16 protein-coding genes are annotated in these 25,896 nt (G+C 34.7%); 9 read left to right on the forward strand and 7 right to left on the reverse strand.

Going from position 1 to position 25,896, the window contains the following annotated elements; all coding sequences use genetic code 11:
• Positions 1-33 precede the first annotated feature (33 nt).
• Positions 34-651 (reverse strand): LysE/ArgO family amino acid transporter, encoded by a 618-nt coding sequence (locus FFM71_RS01055; RefSeq protein ID WP_137610323.1) that lies wholly within the window; start codon positions 649-651, stop codon positions 34-36.
• A gap of 124 nt (positions 652-775) precedes the next feature.
• Here FFM71_RS01055 and FFM71_RS01060 point away from each other — a divergent pair, with 124 nt between their 5' ends.
• Positions 776-2,224: an aminotransferase-like domain-containing protein gene (locus FFM71_RS01060; RefSeq protein ID WP_137610324.1), complete on the forward strand. Its 1,449-nt coding sequence runs from the start codon at positions 776-778 to the stop codon at positions 2,222-2,224.
• A 146-nt stretch (positions 2,225-2,370) separates the two neighbouring features.
• On the forward strand, positions 2,371-5,334 hold the full coding sequence (locus FFM71_RS01065) for an SLAP domain-containing protein (protein ID WP_137610325.1): 2,964 nt from the start codon (positions 2,371-2,373) through the stop codon (positions 5,332-5,334).
• A gap of 125 nt (positions 5,335-5,459) precedes the next feature.
• On the opposite strand, the gene FFM71_RS01070 is transcribed toward FFM71_RS01065, so the two are convergent.
• Complete coding sequence (locus FFM71_RS01070; protein ID WP_137610326.1) at positions 5,460-6,911, reverse strand: MutH/Sau3AI family endonuclease; 1,452 nt, start codon at positions 6,909-6,911, stop codon at positions 5,460-5,462.
• A gap of 206 nt (positions 6,912-7,117) precedes the next feature.
• Here FFM71_RS01070 and dcm point away from each other — a divergent pair, with 206 nt between their 5' ends.
• Positions 7,118-8,509 (forward strand): DNA (cytosine-5-)-methyltransferase, encoded by a 1,392-nt coding sequence (gene dcm, locus FFM71_RS01075; protein WP_137610327.1) that lies wholly within the window; start codon positions 7,118-7,120, stop codon positions 8,507-8,509.
• 59 nt (positions 8,510-8,568) lie between these two features.
• Here dcm and vsr read toward each other — a convergent pair whose 3' ends face one another.
• A complete protein-coding gene (gene vsr, locus FFM71_RS01080) occupies positions 8,569-9,006 on the reverse strand; it encodes a DNA mismatch endonuclease Vsr (RefSeq protein WP_137610328.1) in 438 nt (145 codons plus the stop codon).
• Positions 9,007-9,083: 77 nt separating this feature from the next.
• Here vsr and FFM71_RS01085 point away from each other — a divergent pair, with 77 nt between their 5' ends.
• The 5 genes from FFM71_RS01085 (at position 9,084) to carB (ending at position 17,954) form a co-directional block, all read left to right on the forward strand.
• Positions 9,084-10,064 carry an FRG domain-containing protein gene (locus FFM71_RS01085; protein WP_137610329.1) on the forward strand — a complete coding sequence of 327 codons (981 nt, stop codon included), beginning with the start codon at positions 9,084-9,086 and terminating at the stop codon, positions 10,062-10,064.
• Between the two features lie 23 nt (positions 10,065-10,087).
• On the forward strand, positions 10,088-12,301 hold the full coding sequence (locus tag FFM71_RS01090; protein ID WP_137610330.1) for a PDDEXK family nuclease: 2,214 nt from the start codon (positions 10,088-10,090) through the stop codon (positions 12,299-12,301).
• A complete protein-coding gene (locus tag FFM71_RS01095) occupies positions 12,250-13,221 on the forward strand; it encodes a hypothetical protein (RefSeq protein WP_137610331.1) in 972 nt (323 codons plus the stop codon). Before FFM71_RS01090 ends, FFM71_RS01095 begins: the two co-directional genes overlap by 52 nt.
• A gap of 482 nt (positions 13,222-13,703) precedes the next feature.
• Positions 13,704-14,762 (forward strand): carbamoyl phosphate synthase small subunit, encoded by a 1,059-nt coding sequence (locus FFM71_RS01100; protein WP_137610332.1) that lies wholly within the window; start codon positions 13,704-13,706, stop codon positions 14,760-14,762.
• Positions 14,763-14,777: 15 nt separating this feature from the next.
• On the forward strand, positions 14,778-17,954 hold the full coding sequence (gene carB / locus FFM71_RS01105) for a carbamoyl-phosphate synthase large subunit (RefSeq protein ID WP_137610333.1): 3,177 nt from the start codon (positions 14,778-14,780) through the stop codon (positions 17,952-17,954).
• 43 nt (positions 17,955-17,997) lie between these two features.
• Here carB and FFM71_RS01110 read toward each other — a convergent pair whose 3' ends face one another.
• From FFM71_RS01110 to FFM71_RS01125, 4 genes are all read right to left on the reverse strand, one after another.
• Positions 17,998-21,165, reverse strand: coding sequence for an AAA family ATPase (locus FFM71_RS01110; RefSeq protein ID WP_137610334.1), 3,168 nt, complete (start codon positions 21,163-21,165; stop codon positions 17,998-18,000).
• Positions 21,162-22,352, reverse strand: a complete 1,191-nt coding sequence (locus FFM71_RS01115) for a metallophosphoesterase family protein (protein WP_137610335.1) — start codon at positions 22,350-22,352, stop codon at positions 21,162-21,164. Before FFM71_RS01115 ends, FFM71_RS01110 begins: the two co-directional genes overlap by 4 nt.
• A 130-nt stretch (positions 22,353-22,482) precedes the next feature.
• Positions 22,483-23,892: a C69 family dipeptidase gene (locus tag FFM71_RS01120; RefSeq protein WP_137610336.1), complete on the reverse strand. Its 1,410-nt coding sequence runs from the start codon at positions 23,890-23,892 to the stop codon at positions 22,483-22,485.
• A gap of 67 nt (positions 23,893-23,959) precedes the next feature.
• Positions 23,960-24,601, reverse strand: a complete 642-nt coding sequence (locus FFM71_RS01125) for a TetR/AcrR family transcriptional regulator (protein WP_137610337.1) — start codon at positions 24,599-24,601, stop codon at positions 23,960-23,962.
• Between the two features lie 96 nt (positions 24,602-24,697).
• Here FFM71_RS01125 and FFM71_RS01130 point away from each other — a divergent pair, with 96 nt between their 5' ends.
• Positions 24,698-25,702, forward strand: a complete 1,005-nt coding sequence (locus FFM71_RS01130; RefSeq protein ID WP_137610338.1) for an NAD-dependent epimerase/dehydratase family protein — start codon at positions 24,698-24,700, stop codon at positions 25,700-25,702.
• Positions 25,703-25,896: the final 194 nt, after the last annotated feature.

A 25,896-nucleotide genomic window follows, 5' to 3' on the forward strand; every position in this document is an offset into this window, starting at 1 on the left:
TGCCACAAGTTTAATGAATGCCTTAGGTTATCGTTATGCAATTAGTAAAGTAACAAAATTGAACAATAATTTTCCACCGTACAAAATGATGATAACCCCACAAACTAAGTTGATAATACGTAAAACTTTAGCATTGAATTTATCCTTAAATTTGGTAACCACAGCGTTTAACACAATAAACCACAGTGCTGAAGCGATTCCAACTCCAGTGATGAAAATAGGATAACTGTATGATGGCAATGTTACTTGAAACGCCCCCAGCATCATTGATCCATCAATAATTGCTTGCGGATTGAACCAGATTACAACGAAAGCCGAAGTGATAGTTTTAAAAATTGTCATTTCAGGTGCGGCTTCGGCACTGATATCTGTCGTTTGTGACCGTAGTAAATTTATCCCCATATAAATTACGATTAAACTACCAACTAAAAGAATTGCCAGTTGCAACCATTCGAATTTTTTCATAACGGCACCGATACCGAAGAAACATGAGAAGGCTAAAGCTACGTCGAAAATGATGATAATTAATGTTGTTAAAAGTGACTTGCGTCGTGTCTGCGTCAGTGCTACGTTGATGACGAAAAGATTTGCCAGACCGATTGGAGCATCGTAAGCAATCCCCATTGTTAAACCTTGTAAAAAGAAGTTCATGATTAGCCCCCTTTACCAACCAAATAATGTGTTATATATTGACTACAATAACGATTATATCGATATTTAAAAAAGAAGTAACCAACCAAAAAATAATTTTTGACCCAACCAAAAGGAGATAATCATGAAGCGAGTCCGTCCAATTCAAATTGCTTGGAAACCTGATAAGAAAAGTTCGGTTCCAGTTTATCGTCAAATTGTGAAATATATGTGTGACAAGGTTGCTAGTGGTGAGTGGATTATTGGCTCGAGATTGCCTTCACAGAGAGCTTTAGCGGAAGTATTCGACGTCAACCGAAGTACTATTTCAACTGCAATTGATGAGTTGACTTCATATGGCATTATTTCAGGTAAGTCAGGAGCAGGCACACAAATAGTCAGTAATACATGGTCGCTGATGTTACCAACCAAACCAAGTTGGAAAAAATTAATATCATCAGGTTATTTGCAAGAGAACAATGATCGTATGCAACAGATCAATCGTCTAGAATTTGCCCCAGACATTATTAGATTAGGGACGGGTGAATTGGATCCGCGATTGTTTCCTCAAAAAATGTGGACCGAAGTTTTGCAGAAAATGAGTGTGGAAATTACATCACTCGGATATGCCGAACCACTGGGAATTTTAGAATTACGCCAAGCAATAGTTGAGCATATGAAACAATTCGATATCAACGTTTCAACAAAAAATGTCTTGGTAACATCTGGTGCTTTACAAGCCTTACAGTTGATTTCTTCTTGTATGTTGAAGGAAGGCAGCACTGTCTTTACTGAGGCACCAACATATTTGAAATCATTACAAATGTTTCAATCGGCCGGTTTAAATTTAAAAGGGATTTCAATGGATCAGGATGGAATCGAGTATTGGAAAATTGCTAAGCAGTTTCAACAATCAGAATCCTCAATTCTTTATACGATTCCGACCAATCAAAATCCCACAGGTATCACGATGAGCAATATCCGACGTCAAGAATTGATGAACTTTTGTATAAAAAATAGGTTACCGATTATTGAAGATGGTGCCTATCAAGAATTATGTTTTGATGGTAAACCAGCTTTACCATTAAAGGCCATTGATGATAATGGAATGGTTATGTATTTAGGTAGTGCCTCAAAGACCCTAGCACCCGGCTTAAGGATCGGTTGGGTAATTGCCTCGGAACCGGTTATTCAACGCTTAGGGGATGCAAAAATGCAAATGGACTATGGGGCAAGTTCTTTGTCACAGTTAGTGTTTGCAGAGTTTTTACAGAGTGGTAAGTATGATAAATATTTGCTTGACTTAAAACAGACTTTGAAACGGAGACGCGATAATGCATTATTAACTTTGAAGAAGTATTTTCAAGATATCGCCACTTGGGATGTGCCCATTGGTGGTTTTTACATTTGGCTGACATTTAATGAAAACGTTGAAGTCGATGACTTATTTGAACGCGCTTTGGATAAGGGAATCCTTTTGAATCCCGGCGATATTTATGATTTTAAGCATAATCGTTCTTTAAGATTGTCATTTGCATATGTCACATCAGGAGAATTTAATTCCGCAATGCATAGCATGAGAACAATAATTTAATATCATTTTTTCATAAATGTAATAGTTTTTTATGGTTTCTTTTCTGAAAATTTACGCAATGTTTACATGGAATCTACAAAAAATCTACAACTTCCCGATATGATTATAAAGTTATAACTTATAAAAACTATTAGGAGAGATTCTTTATGAAAAAAAGCAAGTCCCTCGTTATCACGAGTTTACTATTCAGTACAATGATTTTGAACCCAAGCGTCATTCAAGGAGTAATTGTCCAAGCTGATGCTAATAATCAAGTTCAGGTTACAAACACACAATCAACTGCTGAAACAAATCATCAAGAAGTTAATGATGCCAAAACAAAGATGGTTACATTTCATCTATTGGTAGAAAATATTAACGGCAAAACAGAAGTTAAAAATTATCAGGTGGCAACTAAGCCTGATCAAAAGACTGTTACAGTTTCAGATTTAAATGAAGCACTTCATAATTTTTATAAATTAGCTGAAACAGATGCAACTAAAACTTATGAAATTGATTCAGACAAGGGTGAAGTTAAAGGCGAGATTGTTGCGTTTAATTCATTCATCGCTTCAACAACAAGAGAAATTGTTGTGAAGTATTTGGATTCAACTAATAATTCAAATAAAATTGCCGATTCATCAATGATCGTTAAAAGAGATGTTTCAACTGTTTTAGGAAAAGATGCTCCAATGCCGCGTGGATATGTATTCAGTGGTACTAGACCTAAGGTATCAATTTCAAACAATACAGTTACTATCAAAGTAAAACCAGCCAATAAAGAACAAGCCCATGAAGTAAGCAAATCGGATGTAATCGTTAAGTATGTTAATGACAAAGATCCAAAAGCTAAAGTTGCTGACGGTGTGATCAAAGATGTAGCTGATAATGCTACTTCAGTTTCCGCAGAACTAGTAACTGCACCAAAGGGTTATAAACTAGTTGCAGATCAAAAGTTTGCTGTTAGTTATGGTAAAGTGACAGTTCATATTGTGCCGGCTGAGACAGCTACTAAAGAAATTAATGTTAAGTACTTGGACTCAACGGACAATACCAAGAAGTTTGCTGACGGTAAGATGACTGTTGCTAAGAATACTAAGAAGGTTGCACGTGAAACAGTTCCATTACCAGACGGTTATGAAATCAGTGGTCGCAGATTGATCAGTATTAAGAATGGCCAAATTTTGGTTCATATCAAACCGGCCAAGAAGGTTGTGACGGCTGATACAACTAAAGAAATTACTATCAAATACCTTGATTCAACAAATAACATGAATAAGCTTGCTGACGGCAAGATGACAGTTGATAAGCATACCAAAAAAGTTGCACATGAAACAGTTCCATTGCCAGCAGGCTATGAAGTAAGTGCTCGTAGATTGATTGTGATTAAGAATGGTCAAATTTTAGTTCACGTTAAGCCAATTGGTTGGAATGCAGGACATGAAGTAAGTAAGTCAGATGTAACTGTTAAATATGTAAATGACAAGAATGCTAAAGATAAAATTACTGACGGTGTAATCAAGGATGTTAAAGATGATGCCACATCAGTTGCAGCAGAATTAGTATCTGTACCTAAAGGTTATAAATTAGTAGCAGATCAAAAATTTGCGGTTAGTTATGGCAAAGTAACGGTTCATGTTGTTCCAGATACAACTAAAGAAATTACTGTTAAGTACCTTGATTCAACAGACAATACTAAAAAAATTGCTGACGGCAAGATGACAGTTGATAAGCATGCCAAAAAAGTCGCACATGAAACTGTTCCACTACCAGAAGGCTATGAAATTAGTGGTCGTAGATTAATCAGTATTAAAAACGGTCATATTTTGGCACATATCAAACCAATTGGTTGGAATGCAAATCATGAAGCCAAAAAGTCAGATGTAACTGTTAAATATGTGAATGACAAGAATGCTAAAGATAAAATCACTGACGGTGTAATTAAAGATGTTGTTGATAGTGCCACATCAGTTTCAGCAGAATTAGTAAAAGCACCAAAGGGTTATAAACTAGTTGCAGATCAAAAGTTTGCTGTTAGTTATGGCAAAGTAACAGTTCATGTTGTTCCAGATACAACTAAAGAAATAACTGTTAAGTACCTTGATTCAACAAACAATATGAAAAAGATTCCTGATGGTAAGATGACTGTTTCAAAAAATGCCAAGAAAGTTGCCCACGAAACAGTTCCAATGCCAGCCGGTTATCAAGTAAGCGCACGTAGATTGATCAAAATTAAAAAAGGTCAAATTTTTGTTCACGTCAAGCCAATCGGTTGGAATGCAGGACACGAAGTAAGCAAATCAGATGTTAATGATAAAGATACAAAGGTAAAAATTGCTGATGGTGTAATCAAAGATGTTAAAGATGACGCTACATCAGTTGCAGCAGAGTTAGTAACAGCACCAAAGGGTTATACATTAGTAGCAGACCAAAAATTTGCTGTTAGTTATGGCAGAGTAATCGTCCATGTTGTTCCAGAAAATACTACAGTAAAACCTGCTCCTGCAAAGCCGAGTAAGCATTCAGTAGCAACAACTTATACAACTGCAGTTCATTTCGTTGATCACAAATCTGGCGATAAGGTTCATTCAACTAAAATTGTTGGTAAGCATGGTCAAAAGCATGAAGTAGCTTTACCAGAAAAGTATGATTTAGCAGCCGGTGAAACAAATAAGATTTCAACTGATAAAAAAAAACAATCAATCTCAATTAAAGTTATAAAAAAGGCAGTAGAAGGTACGATTACAGAACACCGTACAACTTTATCAGTAGTTGGGAATGCACCGCTATATTCCAAAGAAGGTAAAGCTATGAGTGACCGTGCATTGGCACATAACTCTACTTGGTTTACAGATAAGAAACTTGTAGTTGAGGGAGCAACCTATCATCGAGTTTCTACAAATGAATGGGTGAAAGCTAGTGACGTGTATAGTTTTGTGACGGTTAATAAAACAATCAATACATCAGCTAAAACTGCCAAAGCTTTGTATGATACAAAAGGCAATATTATTAAAGATCGTGCACTAGCCGCTAGTTCATCTTGGTTCGCTGATCGTTCAGCAACAATTAATGGCAAGCAAATGTATCGTGTAGCTACTAATGAATGGGTGGCTGCTAGCGATTTAGTTTAAATTTAATTTATTAATCCTCCAATTAATCGCGCTTGATATAGATTACATTATTTATATAAAAAAATCTCTAAACTGAATGATAAAATTTTCAGCTTAGAGGTTTTTTTATTGCGTTATAGTTTTTGCTAAATGTAATCCGTACTATTAATTAAGTTCATCATATATAGTCCCTTAATCCAAATATATTGTTGATACATTTGAATACCATTTAAGTTTAGAGTTTTATTTTTTGCATTAGAACCAGTACCACGAATGAAAAATGTGTAGTTACTGGACTTAGGCAAATTGTTTTGCATTTTTGGTAATTTAGTTTTAGGGGTGATCATTATCTGACCTTTTTTATTGTGCATCATTTCCATTTTGATGTCATCATTCCAAACCAATGTTCGAACTTTATCCCAAGTGATTTTTAGTTGAGATTGTAAAAGATTCTCATCCAGTGTTAATCGTTTAAATCCTTTAAAAATGGTGTCCAAAAGTGGAGTGTCTTTATCAGTTTCTCTAAAAACAATCAGCAAAATTGGATTTAAGAAGAAGTTATAGATATATGAGTTTTCGAAGTTCAATGATTTATCAGACCATTCATTAAAATCTATCGGTTCAAATTTCATATCTTCAGTTCTTTTTTTCTTATTTGTTTGGACAACAGTTTTAGGGATGATGCCTAATTTATTAAAAGTATCAATATCTTTTAATTTACCTTTATCAGACCCGAACATTTTAACAATAAGTCTTTCAGCAATAGATTTATCCGGATTTTTATTAATTGTCATATTAAGTTCAATCGCAATTTGACGCATAGTTTTATCTTTATATTTTATTGTAAAATCATGCAGCTTATGATCGAGCTCGGCATAACTATTAAAGGAGTTTTCGGCCTTGAGTGGTTCGAAATGAACTCCAAAATGTTCTTTAACTATGTTGGTCACCACCGTTCTTTTTAGTCTGAAACGTGGTCGATTGGGCCATTTCGGTGCGGTATCCATATACATCATCTGATTTCGAAGTTTAGATATTTTAGGATACTCCGTATCGATATCATCCTTAGCAACGTTTCTTATAAAATTACGGACAATTAACCAATCATTTTTTAGTATTTCCTGATCTTGGTCGCTAAATTGATGAAATTGATATCCTTGAATGGTGAAATTCGCATATTCTGCAGCCGTTACCGTTTTATCAGAATCGTATAAATAGTAAACAAATAACGTATGGGCCATTTTGTTCCAGAATTTAGATGTTCCAAAATCCTCATTAACAATTGTGTCAGGAGATACAGCTGTTATAGACATAGGTTCTTTAGCTTCAACCGATTTCTTGTCCTTTTTAGAATATCTTATTCCAGTTGTTTTTAATTCGACAGGAATACCATCCACCAATAAATCAGCTTCTTGTTTAGTATCTGCTGGATATTCTAGTACAGACTGTTCGATTACGTCTCCAGCTATCCCTGTTATTTTGGGTTTTGTTTTAGTTCTATCAAAGATATTATTTTTATCAACTTCACCAAGTGTTTTGCCTTTAGTCTTGTTAAGTATTTCTTCTAGTTTATTTTTTTTGAAAATATGGTCAGGCATATATTACTCCCATTAAATTTAATTTGTATAATTACCATACCATACTAAGATTTGATAAATGTTTTCCAAATACGTTTCGTAATATTACTATGAAAGGGTCAAGGTAAAAAGGTTGATCCCTTTCAGAAATTAGTCTATAATTATGTACATTGAGAAATTAATTGAAAGATATATGGATACAAAAATATATATTTAGGGTGATAAGTATGACTAACAAATTTAAAGTGTTTTCTATGTTTGATGGTGTTGGTGGATTTATTGTTGGTCTTAATCATGCCAATGAATCCGCGGGCAAAGATTTTTACAAAACAACTTATACTAATCAATTTGAACCAGGTAGAAAGTCGCAAGATGCCTTCGAAGTAGGCGAGTATAAGTATTCAACTGCCAATCATTGTAATACGGATATTATGAAAGTACCTGATTCATATTTTGATGATATGAAAGATAATGGCGTGAATATGATTGTCGGAGGATTTCCCTGTCAAGACTATTCCGTTGCCAGATCTAAGAAATTTGAAAAGGGAATTGAAGGAAAGAAAGGTGTTCTTTTCTGGGAAATTATTCGTGCAGTAAAGCATATTCAACCTAAATATTTAATTCTTGAAAATGTGGATAGATTGTTAAAGAGCCCTTCAAGTCAACGTGGACGTGATTTCGCAATTATGTTAGCAGCATTTGATCAGCTGGATTATTCAGTAGAATGGCGTGTGATCAATGCCGCTGATTACGGACGCGCACAAAGACGACGTAGAGTTTATTTCTATGTTTATAGAAATGATTCTGGATGGGGTAAACATATAAGTGATACTTATTCTAAACCAGAGGATTTGAATGATATTCTTGAATTAGATGGTCATACATATGACAAGTACATTTTTACTGATGGGTTGTTTGCAAGAAAATTTCCTATTAAAGGTGAACCATACAAGGGAAGAACTCATTCAGAGAAATTATCTATTGATTACACGAGAAATGATGATTCAGATTATATTTTGGATGTTTCTGATAATTTTACAGGTAAGATTTGGAATACCGGTGTTATGAGATATGGTCAGTATTTTACAATTGATACAGAACCAATTAAAACTGATTCGGAAACACTAGGTGAAGTTGTCCAAAAGGCAAAAGATTATTATATTCATAATTATGATGGTGGAGAGGCTGCCTATGAAGAATATATTGATAATTATGTATTAAAAGATGAAGCAAGAATAAAGAAATTTGAATATTTACGTGGCCCTAAGAAATTAGAGAGAACGTCGGCTGACGGACATCAGTATACTTATTCCGAAGGTGGTATGAGTCCATTTGATTCACTAGATTTGCCAGGTAGAACAATGCTGACATCAGAGGGATCGGTCAACAGGTCGACACATTTACTTAAACAGAATGATAAATTTAGAATTATTACTCCTATTGAGGCAGAACTATTGCAGGATTTTCCACCTGATTGGACAAAGTATAAAAAAAATGCAGACGGTGATATTGTTGAAGTATCCGATCGGATGAGAATGTTCTTTATGGGTAATGCTTTAGTTACCACTGTTATTAAACGCATAGGTGAAGAATTAGCACTTATCGAAAAGAATTTGTAATAAATAGGACGTTAATGCCGTGTGGCGTTAACGTCCTATTTATTACAAGCAAACAAATACTACTGAGTACCGTCTCTATTTCTTATGAAGTACATAATTAGTTCAATACAATAATCGGTATTCTTTAGGGCCATCTTTTCCCAAAAGTGTAAAACATACCATCCGTTATCCTCGAGAAGTTTATCATCACGTTTATCGCGGGTCATATTTTCCTCGATTTTTTTTATCCAATATGCCTTATTACGTTTAAGATGATTTTTTTTATTGTCCCAATCATAACCGTGCCAGAATTCACCATCAATAAAAATGGCTATTTTATATTTTGTTATAGCAATATCAGGTGAACCAGGAAGCTCTCTATAATTTCTCCGGTATCTAATATTTCTATGCCATAATTGTGAGGCAATTATATTTTCAGCTGTACCACGTTTTAGATGAACGTGAGACATTCTTTTTCTTGTGTTGTTGTCGGTATTATAGTGTTTTGGATGCTTCATTTTTTCCTTAGTTACCAATTATTTAGGGTATAATTAAAACGATTGTATTTTATTTACCAAATAGGGGGAAGAAGTTTGTGTCAGAAGAAGTCATTTTGCCATATATAAAAAAAATTATGAATGATGTAAATCATTTAAAGAAAAAAATGATTTATTTTAATGAAAGTCCGGTTGTATGTTACAGAGGAGAAAGCGCTGACTACGGGGAAACATCCTTAATGCCTTCAATATTTCGAAAGATAAATGATAGTAATTTCTCTGATAGAAAACTTTTGGAATTGTTGAAGGATTATAACATTGTTAACTCTAAGGATGATTCAGATTTAACTAGAGCAATTGAGGGACAGCACTTTGCTCAATTGAGTAGGTTACTTGATATTACGTTCAGCATACTACCTGCTTTATATTTTTCAAGTGATGATAAAGATAAAGATGGCGTTGTATACTCTTTTGTCTTCCCAGAGTCCTTTTCACCGAACTCTAGTTATTTAAATGATTACTACTCCAGTATAGTAAATCATAAATTCTACCCTTATATAAGGGATTTTAAGGTAATATCACATAGTTATGAGAATGATAGAATCAAGTCTCAAGCGGGTGGCTTTTTAATGTTTTCAGGAACAAGTTTTGTTAAAATACCAAGTTTGTATTACGAGAAAACAATAATTAGTAAATCAGATAAGATAAAAATCAAATCAGAATTATCAGATTTTTTTAATGTTAATGAGGCAACGATATATCCGGAACGAGATAAAAGGGGTGCTTTGCTTGAGAAAAGATTAATCAATGGAGCAAATATAATTGATCCGGATGATAATGAATTTTTTAAAAATGAATTAAATTACCATATTAATAAAATTCAATTAGAGGCATCATTGATGCAGAATGATTCTAAAGATAAAACTGTTAAAAGATTTATTCGGAAATCTAAAGAAGATATTGACAAATTTATTGATAAGAATAATAACCTGTCGATAGATTGCATCAATAAGAAAAGTTATGAAGAATTAAAAAATGAAGCTGATTCTAGGATGAACTTTATAGAAAAAAATATATAATCTTTCGGAGGGAAACAGACAGTATGAGTAATACAATTAATATTATTAATTTGCTTAAGAATAAAGGATATATCGATGATGAAAATGATATCAGTAATAAGTCATATATTTGCGACAGTAAAGTTTTAGAACTAGAAAAACAAACAGATGATGATTTTTTTAAGTATTATTGTTGTGATTTCACACAAATAGAAACGTTTGACAAGGATGATTTGTCCGATATTTTTAACTTGGTATATCAGCCGGAACACATAACTTTCTTATTTATGATATTTAAAAATAGAAATGATGAAATCTTTAGTCAGAATGATTTGATTAAAGGATGTAATAACGCTAAAGAGAAAAGGAAAATAAATGATTTATTTAATTTTAAAACATCAATATATTCAGATAATAATGATAATCTAAAATTAAAAGTGGATCATGATGGAATAAACTATTTAGAATATGGTGTGAAAATCAAGTACGATGGGCTTGATTTTGATTCGGAAATAAATTCAAAGGTATTTAATGTTTCGATGTTTGAATTACAACGACTTTTTAATGTTACAGGATCAAGTCTATTTGATTTGAATATAAGAACGGGAATAGAGAATAAAAAGGCAGGAAAAGAATTAAAAGAAAATTTTAAAAGGTATTTGGAATTTGGAATTATAAATTATCCGGAATTTATTGATGAAAAAAATGAAATATTAGGAATTATTGGAAATCCTGATGGGGATGAAATGGAAGATTCTTACCCAGAACTGTTTTGGTTTTGTCATAATGGAATAAATATTTTTGTAAACAAGAAAAGTGAACATAGTGAAGAGGCAAATTATGTTAGTTTTAATCCTAATGAGGTGAGTGTGATAAATGGAGCTCAGACACTTACCAATTTTTTTAATGCTAAAGAGGAATTGATAAGTGATTTATCTAACTTGGAAGATTTGACTATTAATTCTCTTAATAGATGCATGGATAGTATATTAAAGAAAATAATTTTAAAAACAGTATTTATCTTTGGTGACAAAAAAATATCGAAGCAGATAACATGGGGATTGAATAATCAGATACCAATTAAAATAGAAGATTTTGAAGGTGCGTCAGACCTTGTTGATGAAATAAATAATAAACTTAAAAAATATCAAATGAAAATTTTAAGAACAGGGCAGGAAAATAATATTCTGACTACTTTTACTCCGTTGGAATTCGCAAAAAAAAGTCTTGCGATAGATAATAGACCAGGGAGAAGTAAAAACTTTAAAAAAAGTCAGAATAATATTGATGAAGTATTTGGAGAAGTTCTACATAAATTGAAGTCAGATGCTAGTGCTAAAAGATTCATAGACAATATTAATGTAACAATGGGAATCGACAAATGGTGGCGTGATAAGTCTAAATCTGATGACGAAAAATCAAATATTATTCGGTATGGAAAAATTTATTTTCAGAGTTATGTAATTAATGACTTAAATAGTATAGATGATGAAGATGACTATCCATTTGATGATTTAGATATAAAATATGATGAGTTTGAAAAGTATGCCCAAAATTTACATTTAGAAGCAAATGATTTTAAAACAGATGAAAAATTTGAGGAAATCTTAAAACAATATAATACAGATAAAGAAGAAAACAAAAATAATGAAAATATAGAAGACACAATTAAGGAATTGAATGAATTTGTTAAGAATATGAAAAAGGAAAGTGCGTATCAGAATAATTATTCAACTTCATATTTAATAAAAAAATTCTATGATAATAATAAAATAAAAATTGGCTATTTTCGAACCATTCCATTTCAAAATGGAAATGTCAAAGAAAGTTTTCCATTGCCAAATTCCAGTTTTGATGAACTATATAAGAGGGACGGATACAATGAGAATGATAATTATCTTCCGTTCAATAAATCAAATTTTTTTAGTCAATTGAAAAGAGAGTATCCGATATTCATTATTTACTATAGCAATAATTTAAAAATTAATAATATAGAATATATGAAAATGTTTTCCCTTAATCCTAATAAAAGTGAAAGTCTTGGAGAATCAGTATATTATAAAACGATAGATGCATTTAAAAAAGGTGATATAAAGGAATTTCCTAAGGTAAGCGATCATAAAAAATTTCATGTAAGGCCAAAAGCAAGGAATGGTAACGATACATTCGAATTTACTGATGGGACTGAGATTACCAAAAGAACATTTTGGGCAAATTCAGAATACATACAGGAGCTGATAGAATCGAAAAAAGAATAGAGGCTTATTATAAGCAATTAACAAATCCCAATACCAATTACTTCATAATTGATTCCAGTTCCAGCCCTGAACACAATGACGTAGATTTCAAATTTTATAGTTATCAGAATAAGAGTAATAAACAGTTACACAGTGGTGACTTAATTATTTATCGTCGATCCGGTAGTGCTTCAGAGTGGGGCAATGAATTTTATCTTTATGGTGCAGCTGAATTTGGAGATATTGTTCGTGAAGATTTCCAAACGGGTAATAATTTGGTGACTATCAAGGATCCTTATTTATTTTCACACCATTTAATGAAGGAGAACTTACGAACTTTTGATTGGAAATTTCGCCAGTTCAACGGTAAATGGTCCAATTTTTTCAATATGAATGGCATCACTCAGATATCTAAAGAAGATTTTATAGGATTATTGAAACGTCAAAAAAATTTAGTTCCAGATGAACCAGACTTGTCGCCAGAAGAAGAATCTATTGCTGTGAAATGCTATCAGGCCGAGAAAATGGAGTCTTATTTTATCGATGATAAAGCTAAGGGTATTGAGACTTTCAATGCAGTAAATAAATTTTATTCAGATAAAGTAAAATTTAATTATCACTATAAATCAGCGCTCGTGGCTGATAAAAATGAAGCTGATTTAATTACAACTCGTATAGTTCCTTGGGATGATAACAAGGATATTCGGTTAGATTCTAAAAACGGAATTTGCTTGACCAAAATATTCTCTGAGGCCTTTAAACAAGGATATTTCACGTTCTCAGATGAGGGGCATATATTGGTGTCAGACGTAGCTTCTGGAGATCCAGAGGTAAATAAAGCACTAAAAAAATATAAGAATAGAAAAATATACATGAATAAAGAGTATTCTCCTAATAAAAAATATTTACAGTACCACCGTGAACATGTCTTTCTTAAATAATAACTATTGACGAATCAACACGTCCTTTGTATTATAAGTACAACAACTTTTAACTAAGTCCAGTGAGGCTTGGAAAGTAATCAATTAGTAAGGGGAACCTTCTAAATCGAGCTTTCTTTGTCTGCTGGCGAAGAAAGTTTTTTTATTACCATGATTTTAATCAACTTAAAAATATTTAATGTTGGTACCGTTTAAATTAAAAACATTTTAATTTAAGTATTGACGATTCACCTCGTTGTTTGTATCATTGGAACAATAACTTTTAATTAGATCCGGTGAGGTCTTGAAAGCGAAAGAACTACAGAGAGGATTCTCTGAGTTTCGCGTACTGGTGAAAAGTTTTTAAATTTGAATTTTTAATAGGGTCCAGAGAGATCCCGAAGGTTCAGTCTATATCAATCGTCTAAGACAAAAACTTTAGGGATGCTGGTAAGTAGGCATCCCTTTTTATGTACAAATTTTTATCAATTCGGAGGACAAATATGAAAAGATACCTAGTTTTTGAAGATGGAACATACTTTGAAGGTACGGCTTTTGGAAGCGACACAGAAACAATTGGTGAACTTGTTTTTACAACAGGGATGAGTGGATACCAAGAAGCAATTACTGATCAATCCTATAATGGACAAATTATTAACTTTTGTGCACCAATGATCGGTAATTACGGTGTCGCTAAGAAATTTAATGAATCACAAAAGCCTACTATAAAGGGCGTACTAGCCCGAGAAATAAGCGATGTCGTTGGTAATTATCAAAGTGAAATGACAATCGATGAATTCTTGAAACAAGAAAATGTCCCCGGTATCCGACGAATTGATACACGTGCAATAACTTTAAAGATTAGAAAAGCCGGCTCGTTGAAAGCTGCAATCGTAGACGATTTAAATTCAGGTCTATTAGACCAAATCAGTACTTGGAAATTAGACGATGAACAATTACAAAAGAGTATCAATCCCACACCAGCAACGTTTGAAGGTAGCGGCAAGCATGTCGTATTACTCGATTTTGGATATAAAGAGAGCATCGTTTCAGAACTAACTAAAAGATGTTTGCAAGTAACAGTTGTACCAGGCAATACATCATTGGAAGAAATTGAGAACTTAAGACCCGATGGTATTATGTTGAGCAATGGACCTGGAGATCCAACTAGACATATGGATGTTTTACCAACCATCATTGAACTGGAAAAACGTTATCCACTTTTCGGAATCTGCATGGGCCATCAATTATTATGCCTAGCTAACGGTGCAAAAACTTTTAAGATGAAGTTTGGTCATCGTGGCTTCAATCACCCGGTTAAAGACCTTGAGAGTGGCAGAATTTATTTCACCTCACAAAATCATGGTTATGCAGTTGATGAAGAATCAGTTAGGGATACGGCTTTGAAGGTTACTCAAGTTGAATTGAATGACCAAACGGTTGAGGGAGTTGAGCATACTAAATACAATGCTTTTTCAGTTCAATTTCATCCGGATGCTAAGCCAGGTCCACATGATGCTGATTTCTTATTTAACAAATTCTGGGACATGATCAACAAATAGTTGGAGGGGAATAAATTGCCAAAAAGAACAGACCTTAAAAAAATTATGATTATCGGTTCCGGTCCAATTATTATTGGTCAGGCAGCCGAATTTGATTATTCAGGAACACAAGCTTGCCTCGCATTGAAAGAAGAAGGCTATGAGACGGTTTTAATTAACTCTAATCCGGCAACAATTATGACGGACAAACATATTGCCGATAAGGTGTATATTGAACCGATTACGCTTGAATTTGTTGAAAAAGTTTTGGTAAAGGAACATCCTGATGCCATTATTCCGACCTTGGGTGGTCAAACTGGATTGAATATGGCCGTGCAGTTGCAAGAAGCTGGAATTCTGGACCAGTTAGATATTGAAATTATTGGAACTAAATTAAAAACAATCAATGAAGCTGAAGATCGTGAAGAATTTAAAGAATTGATGAACAGTCTGCATGAACCAGTTCCAGCATCCCAATCAACGCATACCTATAAAGCTGCTAAAAAGTTTGTTGATGATATTGGCTTTCCAGTCATTATTCGTCCCGCTTTTACCATGGGTGGGACTGGTGGTGGGGTAGCTCACGATTATGTTGAACTTGAAGAAATTGTTGAACGGGGACTAAAGGCCTCACCATCAACTGAAGTTTTGATTGAGCAAAGTATTGCTGGTTATAAGGAAATTGAATTCGAAGTTATGCGAGACAGCGATGATAATGCTTTAGCCGTTTGTAATATGGAAAATATTGATCCGGTTGGTATCCATACTGGAGATTCAATGGTCATTTCTCCAATTCAAACCTTGACGGATACGGAAATTCAAAAATTACGTGATGTGTCACTAAAGATTATCCGTGCTCTAAAAATTGAAGGTGGCTGTAATGTACAATTAGCCATTGATACTAAAACCAGTAACTATTATATTATTGAAGTTAATCCTCGTGTCAGTCGTTCATCAGCTTTGGCATCAAAGGCAACTGGTTATCCCATTGCAAAGATTGCCGCAAAAATTGCCGTTGGTCTAACATTGGATGAAATTATCAATCCAATTACAGGGAAAACTTTTGCCCAATTTGAACCGGCATTGGACTATGTTGTCTGCAAGATTCCTCGTTGGCCATTTGATAAATTTTCAAAAGCCGACAGAACTATCGGTACACAAATGAAGGCAACTGGTGAAGTTATGGCCTTGGGTAGAAATATCGAAGAGTCCTTGCAAAAGGCTGTTCGTTCACTAGAAATTGATCAAGAAGATTTGATTATGGATTCTTTGTCTGATAAGTCGATTGAAGAGTTGGAAAAATATATTCAAACACCAACTGATGACCGTTTGTTCTATATTGCTGAACTTTTGAGACGTGATGTTTCTTATGAAACTATCAAAGAGTTAACAGCAATTAATCCTTTCTTCCTAGCCAAGATTAAAAATATTATTAATTATGAGAAAGTTTTGACAAATGGAACTTTGGATAAAGATATTGTTTTGGAAGCCAAACAACTAGGCTATTCTGATAAAACAATCGCACGTTTGAATGATTTGGACGAGGATATTATTCGCCACTTTAGAATTCAGAGTGAAATTTTACCAACTTACAAGACAGTTGATACATGTGCTGGTGAGTTTGAAGCAGCAGCTCCTTATTTCTACAGTACTTATGAAACTGAAAATGAATCATCAAAGATGTCTGATAAATCAGTGCTAATTCTTGGTTCCGGTCCAATTAGAATTGGTCAGGGAATTGAATTCGACTATTCAACTGTTCATTGTGTCAAGGCCGTCCAACAGATGGGATACAAGGCAATCGTCATCAACAACAATCCGGAAACGGTGTCAACTGATTACTCGGTTGCCGATAAATTGTACTTTGAACCTTTGACATTGGAAGATGTTTTAAACGTCTGTGACTTGGAGAATCCTGTTGGAGCAATCGTGCAATTTGGTGGTCAAACCTCTGTTAACTTGGCCGAACCCTTAAAGGAAAATGGCATTAAAATCTTGGGTACACAGGTTGAAGATATAAATCGCGCTGAAGATCGTGATCTCTTTGATCAAATTATTAAAAAATTGAATATCCCACAACCTGCTGGTGGTACAGCCACGTCTCAAGAAGGCGCCCTTGAAGTTGCACATAAGATTGGTTATCCAGTATTAATCCGTCCAAGCTATGTTCTCGGTGGTAGGGCAATGGAAATTGTCAGATCTGACGAAGAACTCGACAAATATATGCGTGAGGCTGTGCAAGTTTCCAATGATCATCCGGTTTTGATTGATACATATCTGACAGGACGTGAATGTGAAATTGACGCCTTGAGTGATGGGAAAGACGTTTTATTACCAGGAATTATTGAACATATTGAAAGATCTGGTGTGCACTCAGGTGATTCCATGGCCGTTTATCCTCCTCAAAATATTCCAGATGAAGTTCAAGCTCAAATTGTTAAGTATGCTAAGTTACTAGCTAAAGAATTGAAATGTGTCGGTATTATGAATGTTCAATTTGTAATTCATGACAATCAAGCATATGTAATTGAAGTCAATCCTCGTGCCAGCCGAACGGTACCTTTCTTGAGCAAGGTTACAAGTATTCAAATGGCTAGAATTGCCACGAAATTAATTCTCGGAGCAGACTTTAATACTCTGGGATTAGAGCCTGGTTTGGAACCAGAATCCCGTTTGATTCATGTTAAAGCACCAACATTCTCCTTCAATAAATTAAATAATGTTGATAGTGCTTTAGGACCAGAGATGAAGTCAACTGGTGAGGTCATGGGTTCAGGACTTGACTATACGGAAGCTTTGTACAAGGCATTTGAAGCTACAAATGAACATATTAAGGATGCTGGTAATGTCCTGATAACTGTCAATGATAATGACAAGCAAGAAGCTAGTTCATTAGCTCATCGTTTCCATGAAGTTGGATTCCAAATTTTAGCAACTAAGGGAACTGCTGCGTATCTAAACAAAGAAGGTATCGAAGCAAAAGTTGTTCCTGAAGTGGGTCAAGCAAAAGAAGATATCATCTACTATTTGAGTCACAATAAGATTCAACTCTTGATCAATACATTAGGGGAAAGTAGAAGTCATCATTCTGACGGGTATATTATTCGTCAAAATGCGGTCTTGAATTCAGTACCTCTATATACTTCACTAGATACTGCTAATGCTATTTTGAAAGTATTAGAGAAACGTTTTATCAGTGTTAATGCTCTATAGAGACAAAAATAGCATCCCGTGCGTGGGATGCTATTTTTATTGCTTATTTATTGATTAATTCTATTTCACTCTTACCGTCACCAAGCTTTTTGACAAGCAGTTGTTGGCCGATACTTTGTTTCATTGATTCGATGTGACTGATGACACCAACCATACGATTTTTACCGATATCCTCGAGAGCATTCATAGCTTCACTGAGGGTTTCATCATCAAGCGAACCGAAACCTTCATCAACGAATAGGGCATCAATTTGTACGCCGTTGGCTGATGATTGAACAACTTCACTAAGTGATAGGGCAATTGATAAGGCGGCGATAAATGTTTCGCCACCAGAAAGGGTGTCTGAGGAACGGATGGCATTGGTCTCTCGATCATAAACATTAATATCAAGACCGTGATCACGCTGTTTATCTACGGCCTTTTCGGAAATAACGAAATAGTAACGATTATGGGAAAGACGATTGAGGAATGTTTCATTGGCGTATGACAAGATTCTTTGGAGATAATTCTGTACAACATAAGTTTCTAGTTTTAGTTTGCTGTCATTACCATCTTTACCATTAACGACATTGTAGAGACTAGTGATGGCAGCTAATTCCTTAGCAAAACTTCCTTGCTGCTTCATAATGTCTGTCACTTTATCAAAACTCTTTTGGGCATTAGTAAAGTCAGTTTTGGCAGTTGCTACTTGAGAGATTATTGATTTACGCTGAAGTTGAACTTCGTCTAGCGCTTGTTTTAATTTGTCAGTATCAGGCTTTTCGAGACCGTCAATTTCTTGCTTGAGTTTATTAATATTTGTCGTCAGCATTTCTTTTTCTTTATTGTAACTAACGATAATATTTTGTAATTCAGTTAGTTGATTTTGATTCAACTCGTGGATCCATTTATCCAATGTATCGTAGTCATTTGTCTTTGCAGCCTCAGAGGATAAAGCTTGGTTTAACTTCTCAGATAAATTCTTGATAGTAACGTCTTGTTTCTTCAAACGATTCTTGATGTCATCTAGGTGAGTTTGATTGTTACTGAAAGTCTTTTCGGCAAGATTCAATGATTCTTGAGCACGTTTCAAATTAGTTTGAAATTCGTTGTAATCAAGTTTTAATTGAGATTGTTGCTGAATCAATTCATTGCTGGATACATCGGGATTATCAAGGGCTTTTAATTTGGAATCTAAGTCATTAGTGTGAGTTTGTTGTTGAGCTAATAATCGTTCTAAGATGGCGTTAGCTGATATTAATTCAGTTTGAATATCTTGACTCTGTTGTTCCAAAGTTTTAATTTCTTGATTTAATTTTTGAGCGTCTTTTAATTTTTGATTTATTTCATCGAGTTTAATTTGGAATTGTTCACGAATTTTTTCCATATTAAATTCGGTTGGTAAATCAAGACTAACTTTTTCAAGTAATTCACTGTATTTAGCTGATAAGGATTTAAAAGCTTCAACTGATTCTTGTTGTTTTTGACTGAATTCTGCTGAAAGTTCATCTAAAGTTTGATTGATTTCTTTTACAGCATTGTCAGCTGCGGCGTAAGCCTTTTGGGAGTCGTCAACTTCTTTCATTGACTTACGTAAGCCATTCTCATCAGCGGTAACGGTGAGTTCAGAATATGGATGTTCTGTAGATCCACAAACGGCACAGGGTTGACCGGTTTCAAGCTCTTGGCGAAGTTGGGCAATCATCAGTGTCTGTCTAGTTTTGATTTTCTCTTGATAGACTTCTTTAGCCTTGGCTAGAGTGGCCTTTTTAGTTTCAGCTTCTATTGTGAGTTTTTTGAGCCGTTCTTGTAGCTTTTGAGCTTCCGAAACGTTTGTATCACGTTTATTTGCGAGTGGGTTCAGTGTGTCAGTAAGATTGTTTTTTTCAGTATTTAGATTATCTTTTTGTTCATTTAAGATTTCTGAATCAATGGCACTTCGCTTTTTAGTTTCAATTGATTGTTTGATTTTTTCGGCTGTTTCAGTTTTATCAGCAAGATTGTGTTGAGCTTCTTCTAACTGAGGTTTGAGCTGTGCCAACAATCGTTTGATGTTTTCAATATCTTGAACTTTTGCAATAGTTACACTTAATTTTTGAACCTGCTCATTTTTATTTTCAAAGTCTTTGATTTGAGAATTAAATTTAGTAAATATTTCTTTAGACAGATCAAATTCCTTTTTAGAGGTGGTTAATTTTTGAGTAACAGTCTGTTCGTCTTTAGTACTTTCTTGTTGTTCAATCGTAATTTTGTCTAAATCACGGACAGTCTCACGTAGTGGTTGCGCCCAAGTTAATTCGTCAACATGGACTTGTTTTAGTTTAATATCTTGAGATTGGTCAGTGATTTTTGCTTGATATTCCTGCTCTAATTCAGCCAATCGTTCAAAGTTATTTTTTATGGTTTCGGCTACACGGTATTTATTATCGGCAGCTTCATATTCAGCATCAATTTTCTTTTCACTTGCTTGAGTTGCAGCTAATTTATTTTGACGTTGTTCAAGATAATTTTGTAGGATGGCAAGCAATTGATCATTGGTAGTCTTGGCCAATTCAACATGCTCTTCATCGGTCCAAACGGGTGATTCTGTTTGAGATTTTAATTCATTATTAAAATCGGTTGATTTAGCATTTGCCGCATCAAAATGATCTTTTAATTTAGCCGTGAAGTCGGTAAATAATTGAGTACCAAATATCTTCTTGAGAATTTTTTCTTTGTCATAGGTGTTGGACTTCAAAAATTCTGAGAAGTCATTTTGAGGTAAGAGGATAATTTTTTTAAATTGATCGGCGTTCAAATTTAGAATCTCAGCAATGGCAATGCCGACATCGGCTGGTTTGGTAGCGATACTTTCAATCTCAATGTCACCAACATCCTCTACAACTGAAAGATTGGCTGTGGGATTTCTAGTAGTGTTACCAGTGCCACGTTCTTTAGCTAATACTTGGAGTGGGGTACGTTCAATTTTGTAAATCTTACCGCTTTGTTCAAAGTAGAAAATGACTTTTGTAATATCCTTAGGACTGGCGAATTGACTTCGCATTTCTCTGGCGTCACGGTCACTAGTGGTGGTATTGAAGAGAGCGTAAGTCATAGCATCAAAAATGGTTGATTTACCAGCACCGGTGTCACCACCAATTAAGAAGATTGGCGATTCATCAAGTTTACGAAAATCGATGACTGAGTGGGCATGAGGTCCGAAATTATTAATTTCTAAGTAAATTGGTTTCATTTGTGCTCTCTTTCTACTTCATTGAAGATGGTTTCAACGATGTTCTTTTGTTTAGTAGATAGGTCTTTGCCAGTGATAGTTTGGAAAAACTTGTCGACGGTATCTTCGGGACTGATTTCATTAATATTCACTGCAACGTGTTTTAAGTCGGTCTGATTTTGGTTGACTTGGTAGTCTAATTCAACGATGGTTCCGTAGCGTTTTTGCAACTCGGCACGAATATTAGTCTGAGTGTGTTCACTGCGGTCAAAGTCTTTAATGGTAATGGCAAACCAATCTTTATTAATGGGTTGTTGTTTGTAAAAATCTGGATTACAAAGTGTTTGCCAATTTTCTTCGAGGACAATTAAATCGGTTTTTGGTGTTAAAGGTTTGAATTCGCGAGTAATACCGGAATCATCAATCGTAACGATATCGACCCCTTTAGCTTTATTCTTAAGTCGAGCTTCTTTGATATTAAATTTAACTGGACTACCAGAATAGCGAATAGTCTCACTAGGAGATGCAAAGCGAGTATGAATATGGCCAAGCATTACGTAGTCGAAAGCCTGAAATTGATCGGCAGTTAATGTTGCTAGACCGCCGACTTTTGACGTAGTTTCGCTAGTAAGATCAATTTCCTCATCCTTATGAGGAGTGACGGCAAAGTGCGTTATTAAGATGTGCTTTTTGTTCCTATCGAATAATTTCACCATATCACTAACGACCAGGTTCATAGCATCACTGATAGTTGTAATGTTTTTGACTTCATCTTCAGGAAGGTGTTGTTGCTTGTAATAGACTCTGGCATCGATTGGATCAAAAAATGGCAATAAGAAAATCTGGGTATCATCGGTTTCAACGGGTGTGAAAGCTTCGCTCAACAAGGTATTTAGGTGAAAATTAGTGTGTTCCATCCACTCGCGACCATAATTGAGTCTTTTGGCACTATCGTGATTACCAGAAATAGCATATATTGGAATATTATTATCCAAATTTATTTCACGGAGCATTTTATCTAAGGCAGTAACGGCCTCGGGATTAGGGATGGCACGGTCATAAATATCGCCCGCAATGACAACACCATCAACGTGTTCATCTTTAGCAATTTGTAGTATCTGCTCAAAGGCATGCTTTTGTTCGTCCAAAAGAGATAGTGCATTTAATGTTCGACCAATATGCCAGTCAGCTGTATGTAAAAATTTCATCAGCAATTCCTCCATTGAGTTCATTGTATCAAAGTTATCATTCTACAAGGAAAAGTATATCATCTTAAAAGAACGTATGTTCGATAAAATGTCAAAAAAAGACGATAATTAATTATCGCCTTAATTGTTATTAGTCGTTAAGATTGTAACGAAGTTTCATGTTCTCAGAACCCATAGTTACCATGTCTCCGAGTAATTTGGTTTGTAGTTCAAATGCAGTTGTAGCTAATTTCTCATTAGCTGATTCTAGATATTTTTCAACATTTTTTTCGCCTTTAATATCGGTGTCAGTATCATTTTGAATTTTACGATAGGCACTCATAGCATCAAGCTCATAATCATTTCGCATGTCAACATAGAAGTCATAGTCAGTATCGCCAAGCAATGCGGTTGTACAACTTAACCAGTACATGTTGTTAAGATCGAATTTACCGGTAGCATTTTTGTATGGTGCAGGGGTGTCATTAACGTTGGCGTAGAAGGGAACGACCGTGTTAAATGTATTGGCACCGTATGCTAACCAGTGAATAGCAGCAATTTCAGTTGGAACATTATTTCTGATTTGAAGAATGTGAACATTGTGATTTCTGTTGATTCCGATTGGACGGAAGAGTTTCTTTTCAGCCTCAGTTCCATTTCCATAAACGTCATACTTGGTGTTTTCAAAATGTGAACTCAAAACAAATTTTACATCTTCAATAGAAATTTTACGGTTAGCATGACAGATGAATGGTAAATCTTGATCCATTGGATCATCTGGTGTGTCATCAGGGCTGAAGAATTTTTGACCATACCAAGTACGAGGGTTGTTGTAAACAGTATCTTTGATAGATGAGCTACCGAAAATATGTCTCAAATTATATTTGTCAAAATCAGGATTCAAGTTGTTATTGTCAATCATTTCCTTCAAATCGTCAGAACAAAGTATATCGTTTGATTCGAAGTCGAAATTATCAATGTTCATGCGATTAGGAGCGACAACATAAGCATCATCGGGGATACGAACGGCAGCAAAGTGGTGTCCACCAATAGTTTCTAACCACCAAACTTCTTCGTTATCAGCAAATGAGATACCGTTTGGTTCATAAGTACCATATTTTTCTAATAATGAGCCAAGACGCATAACACCTTCACGAGCACTGTTAATGTAAGGAAGAACGACAGTGACTAAGTCCTCTTCACCAAGTCCACCTTCAACGAATGGATCTAGGCCTAATACACGTGAATTAGTAGTAATTGTTTCAGTTGCTGACATAGCGACGTTTTTACTGTTAATACCAGCGGCTGGCCAAATGCCGTTTGTTAAAATTGAGTTAGGCATTGATGTGTAACGGAGTGGCTTGTCAGGAAGATCAACTGCCACTTTACTAATAACTGAAGTATAAGTTCTTGGTTGGTTCTCCGGATTCACGACTACAAAACGTTGGGGGTCAAGTGCTTCATGACCATCGTCGTTTCGAGAAATGATTGTTGAACCATCGATTGAAGCCTTTTTACCGACTAAAATTGATGTACATGAACCTTTAATACGTTTTTCCATTATATAATTAGCTCCCTTTTTTGAATTCAATAGTTTAATTATAACTTTTCTAATATGATTAGCCAAATTAGTGATTAATATTCGCGTAAGTATCGTAGTATTCGTTAATAATGACTTTACTGAATTTTTTGATATCATCGGGAATTATCGGTGTTTTATTTAGTAACAAAGAGTGAATTTGATAGGTAAAGTATTCAGCTAAATATTGCTCACCTTTATTTAAAGAAAGCTGATTGTTACGAACATCGTCTAAAATACCACGAATATTAATTCTGTTTTGGAAAAGAATGAACTCGGCGGAGATGTCCTTAATAATCAAGTGATTTTCTTGGGCATTCTCGTAGTAAGATTTTAAATTGGAAAAATAAGTTTCATAACCACGTTTGAAATTACGATAGAGTTGAGGATATTTTTCTCGTAGTTCGCTTTCAAATAATTCTGTCGTTGAACCTAACAATAGTAATGAATTTAAAATTGTTGATAATAAATTCTCATCCTTAGCAGTAGTAGGGATGGGATATTTTTTTAGGAACTCCAAGTGTCTGTCGACAACTGAATTAACAATTTGATCCTTATTCTTAAAGTAAATATATAGTTTAGCTCGGCTGATATCAGCCATTTTAGCGAGATCAACCATGGAAAAGTTACTGAACCCTTGAACAAGGATAATGTGGTTGAATTTGATGACTAGTTCTTCTTTAGGTGTCATGTGCGAATACCTCCAAAAATAATTATAGCATTAGTTTGACATATTAGACAGATGACAGTATTATTTGTCTAAATTAAGTAACAAGAGGATATTGAAATGAAAAAAGTAATCGTAACAGGTGGAACAGGATTTGTTGCTGGCTGGGTCATCGTAGAGTTTTTAAATGCTGGATATGAAGTTAGTACCAGTGTTCGTTCGTTAAAAAAAGCTGAACGTCTTGAAAAGGAAATTGCTGACGCTGTACCAAAGTCAGAAATGGCGAACTTGAGTTTCTTTGAGGCAGATTTAACCAGTGATAAGAATTGGGTGAAGAATATTCAAGGTGCTGCAGGCGTGATCCACGTTGCTTCACCAATGGGCAATGGCACACAGTCAGTTGAAGAATTGGTTGATGTTGCCAAAAATGGTGCTTTGACAGTTCTAAAGGCGGCCAAAGAAGCTGGCGTCAACCGGGTCGTCATGACTAGTTCGCAAGCAGCATCAACTCCAATGAGTGGCAGTGATGCTGTTTTGGATGAAAGTTTTTGGACGGATATTAATAATCCTGACTTAGATCCTTACCGAATTTCAAAAGTTGAATCCGAAAAGGCTGCTTGGAAGTTTGCTCAGGAAAACGATTTAGAATTAACAACCATTTTACCTGGTGCTATTTTTGGACCGATCTTGTCTGATAAAGCTGTCAGTTCTAACGGAGTACTGTTGAGACTATTGAATGGAATGCCTATGACACCACATGTGCCACTAGAAATTTCTGATGTACGTGATTTAGCGCATTTACACCGTTTAGCTTTCGAAAATCCAGTTGCAATTGGAAAAAGATATTTAGCGGCATCGCAAGTATTACAAATGGCCGAAGTAGAAAAAATTTATCAAACTAATTTTCCATATAAACGTATTAAAATACGAATGATGCCTGACTGGGCACTAAAGTTTGTAGCAAGATTTGTACCAACTTTGCGTGCGTTAGTACCAATGTTAGACCGGAAATATCGTCATACAACGTCCGCGGCAGAGAATGATTTAGGATGGACACAACATAGACCAGAAGAAACTGTGATGGATGCTGCCAAGATGTTGATCAAGTATAACCTTGATAAATAATATTTTGTGTTTGTTATAAAATTTTTTAAGTATTATTCAAGGGAAGGTTTGATGAGTGCAGGTATGCTTAATTGATTTCCTTATTAAATGTTTGTGGCTATACATGATATAATTAAGAGTATTGTTTCAAACTAGTAAATGATTTTCATTTTGACTTAGAGGTTTAAATCTAAGTCTTTTTTTGATGATATATT

This window comes from Companilactobacillus huachuanensis, assembly GCF_005404815.1.
Lineage (GTDB): Bacteria > Bacillota > Bacilli > Lactobacillales > Lactobacillaceae > Companilactobacillus > Companilactobacillus huachuanensis.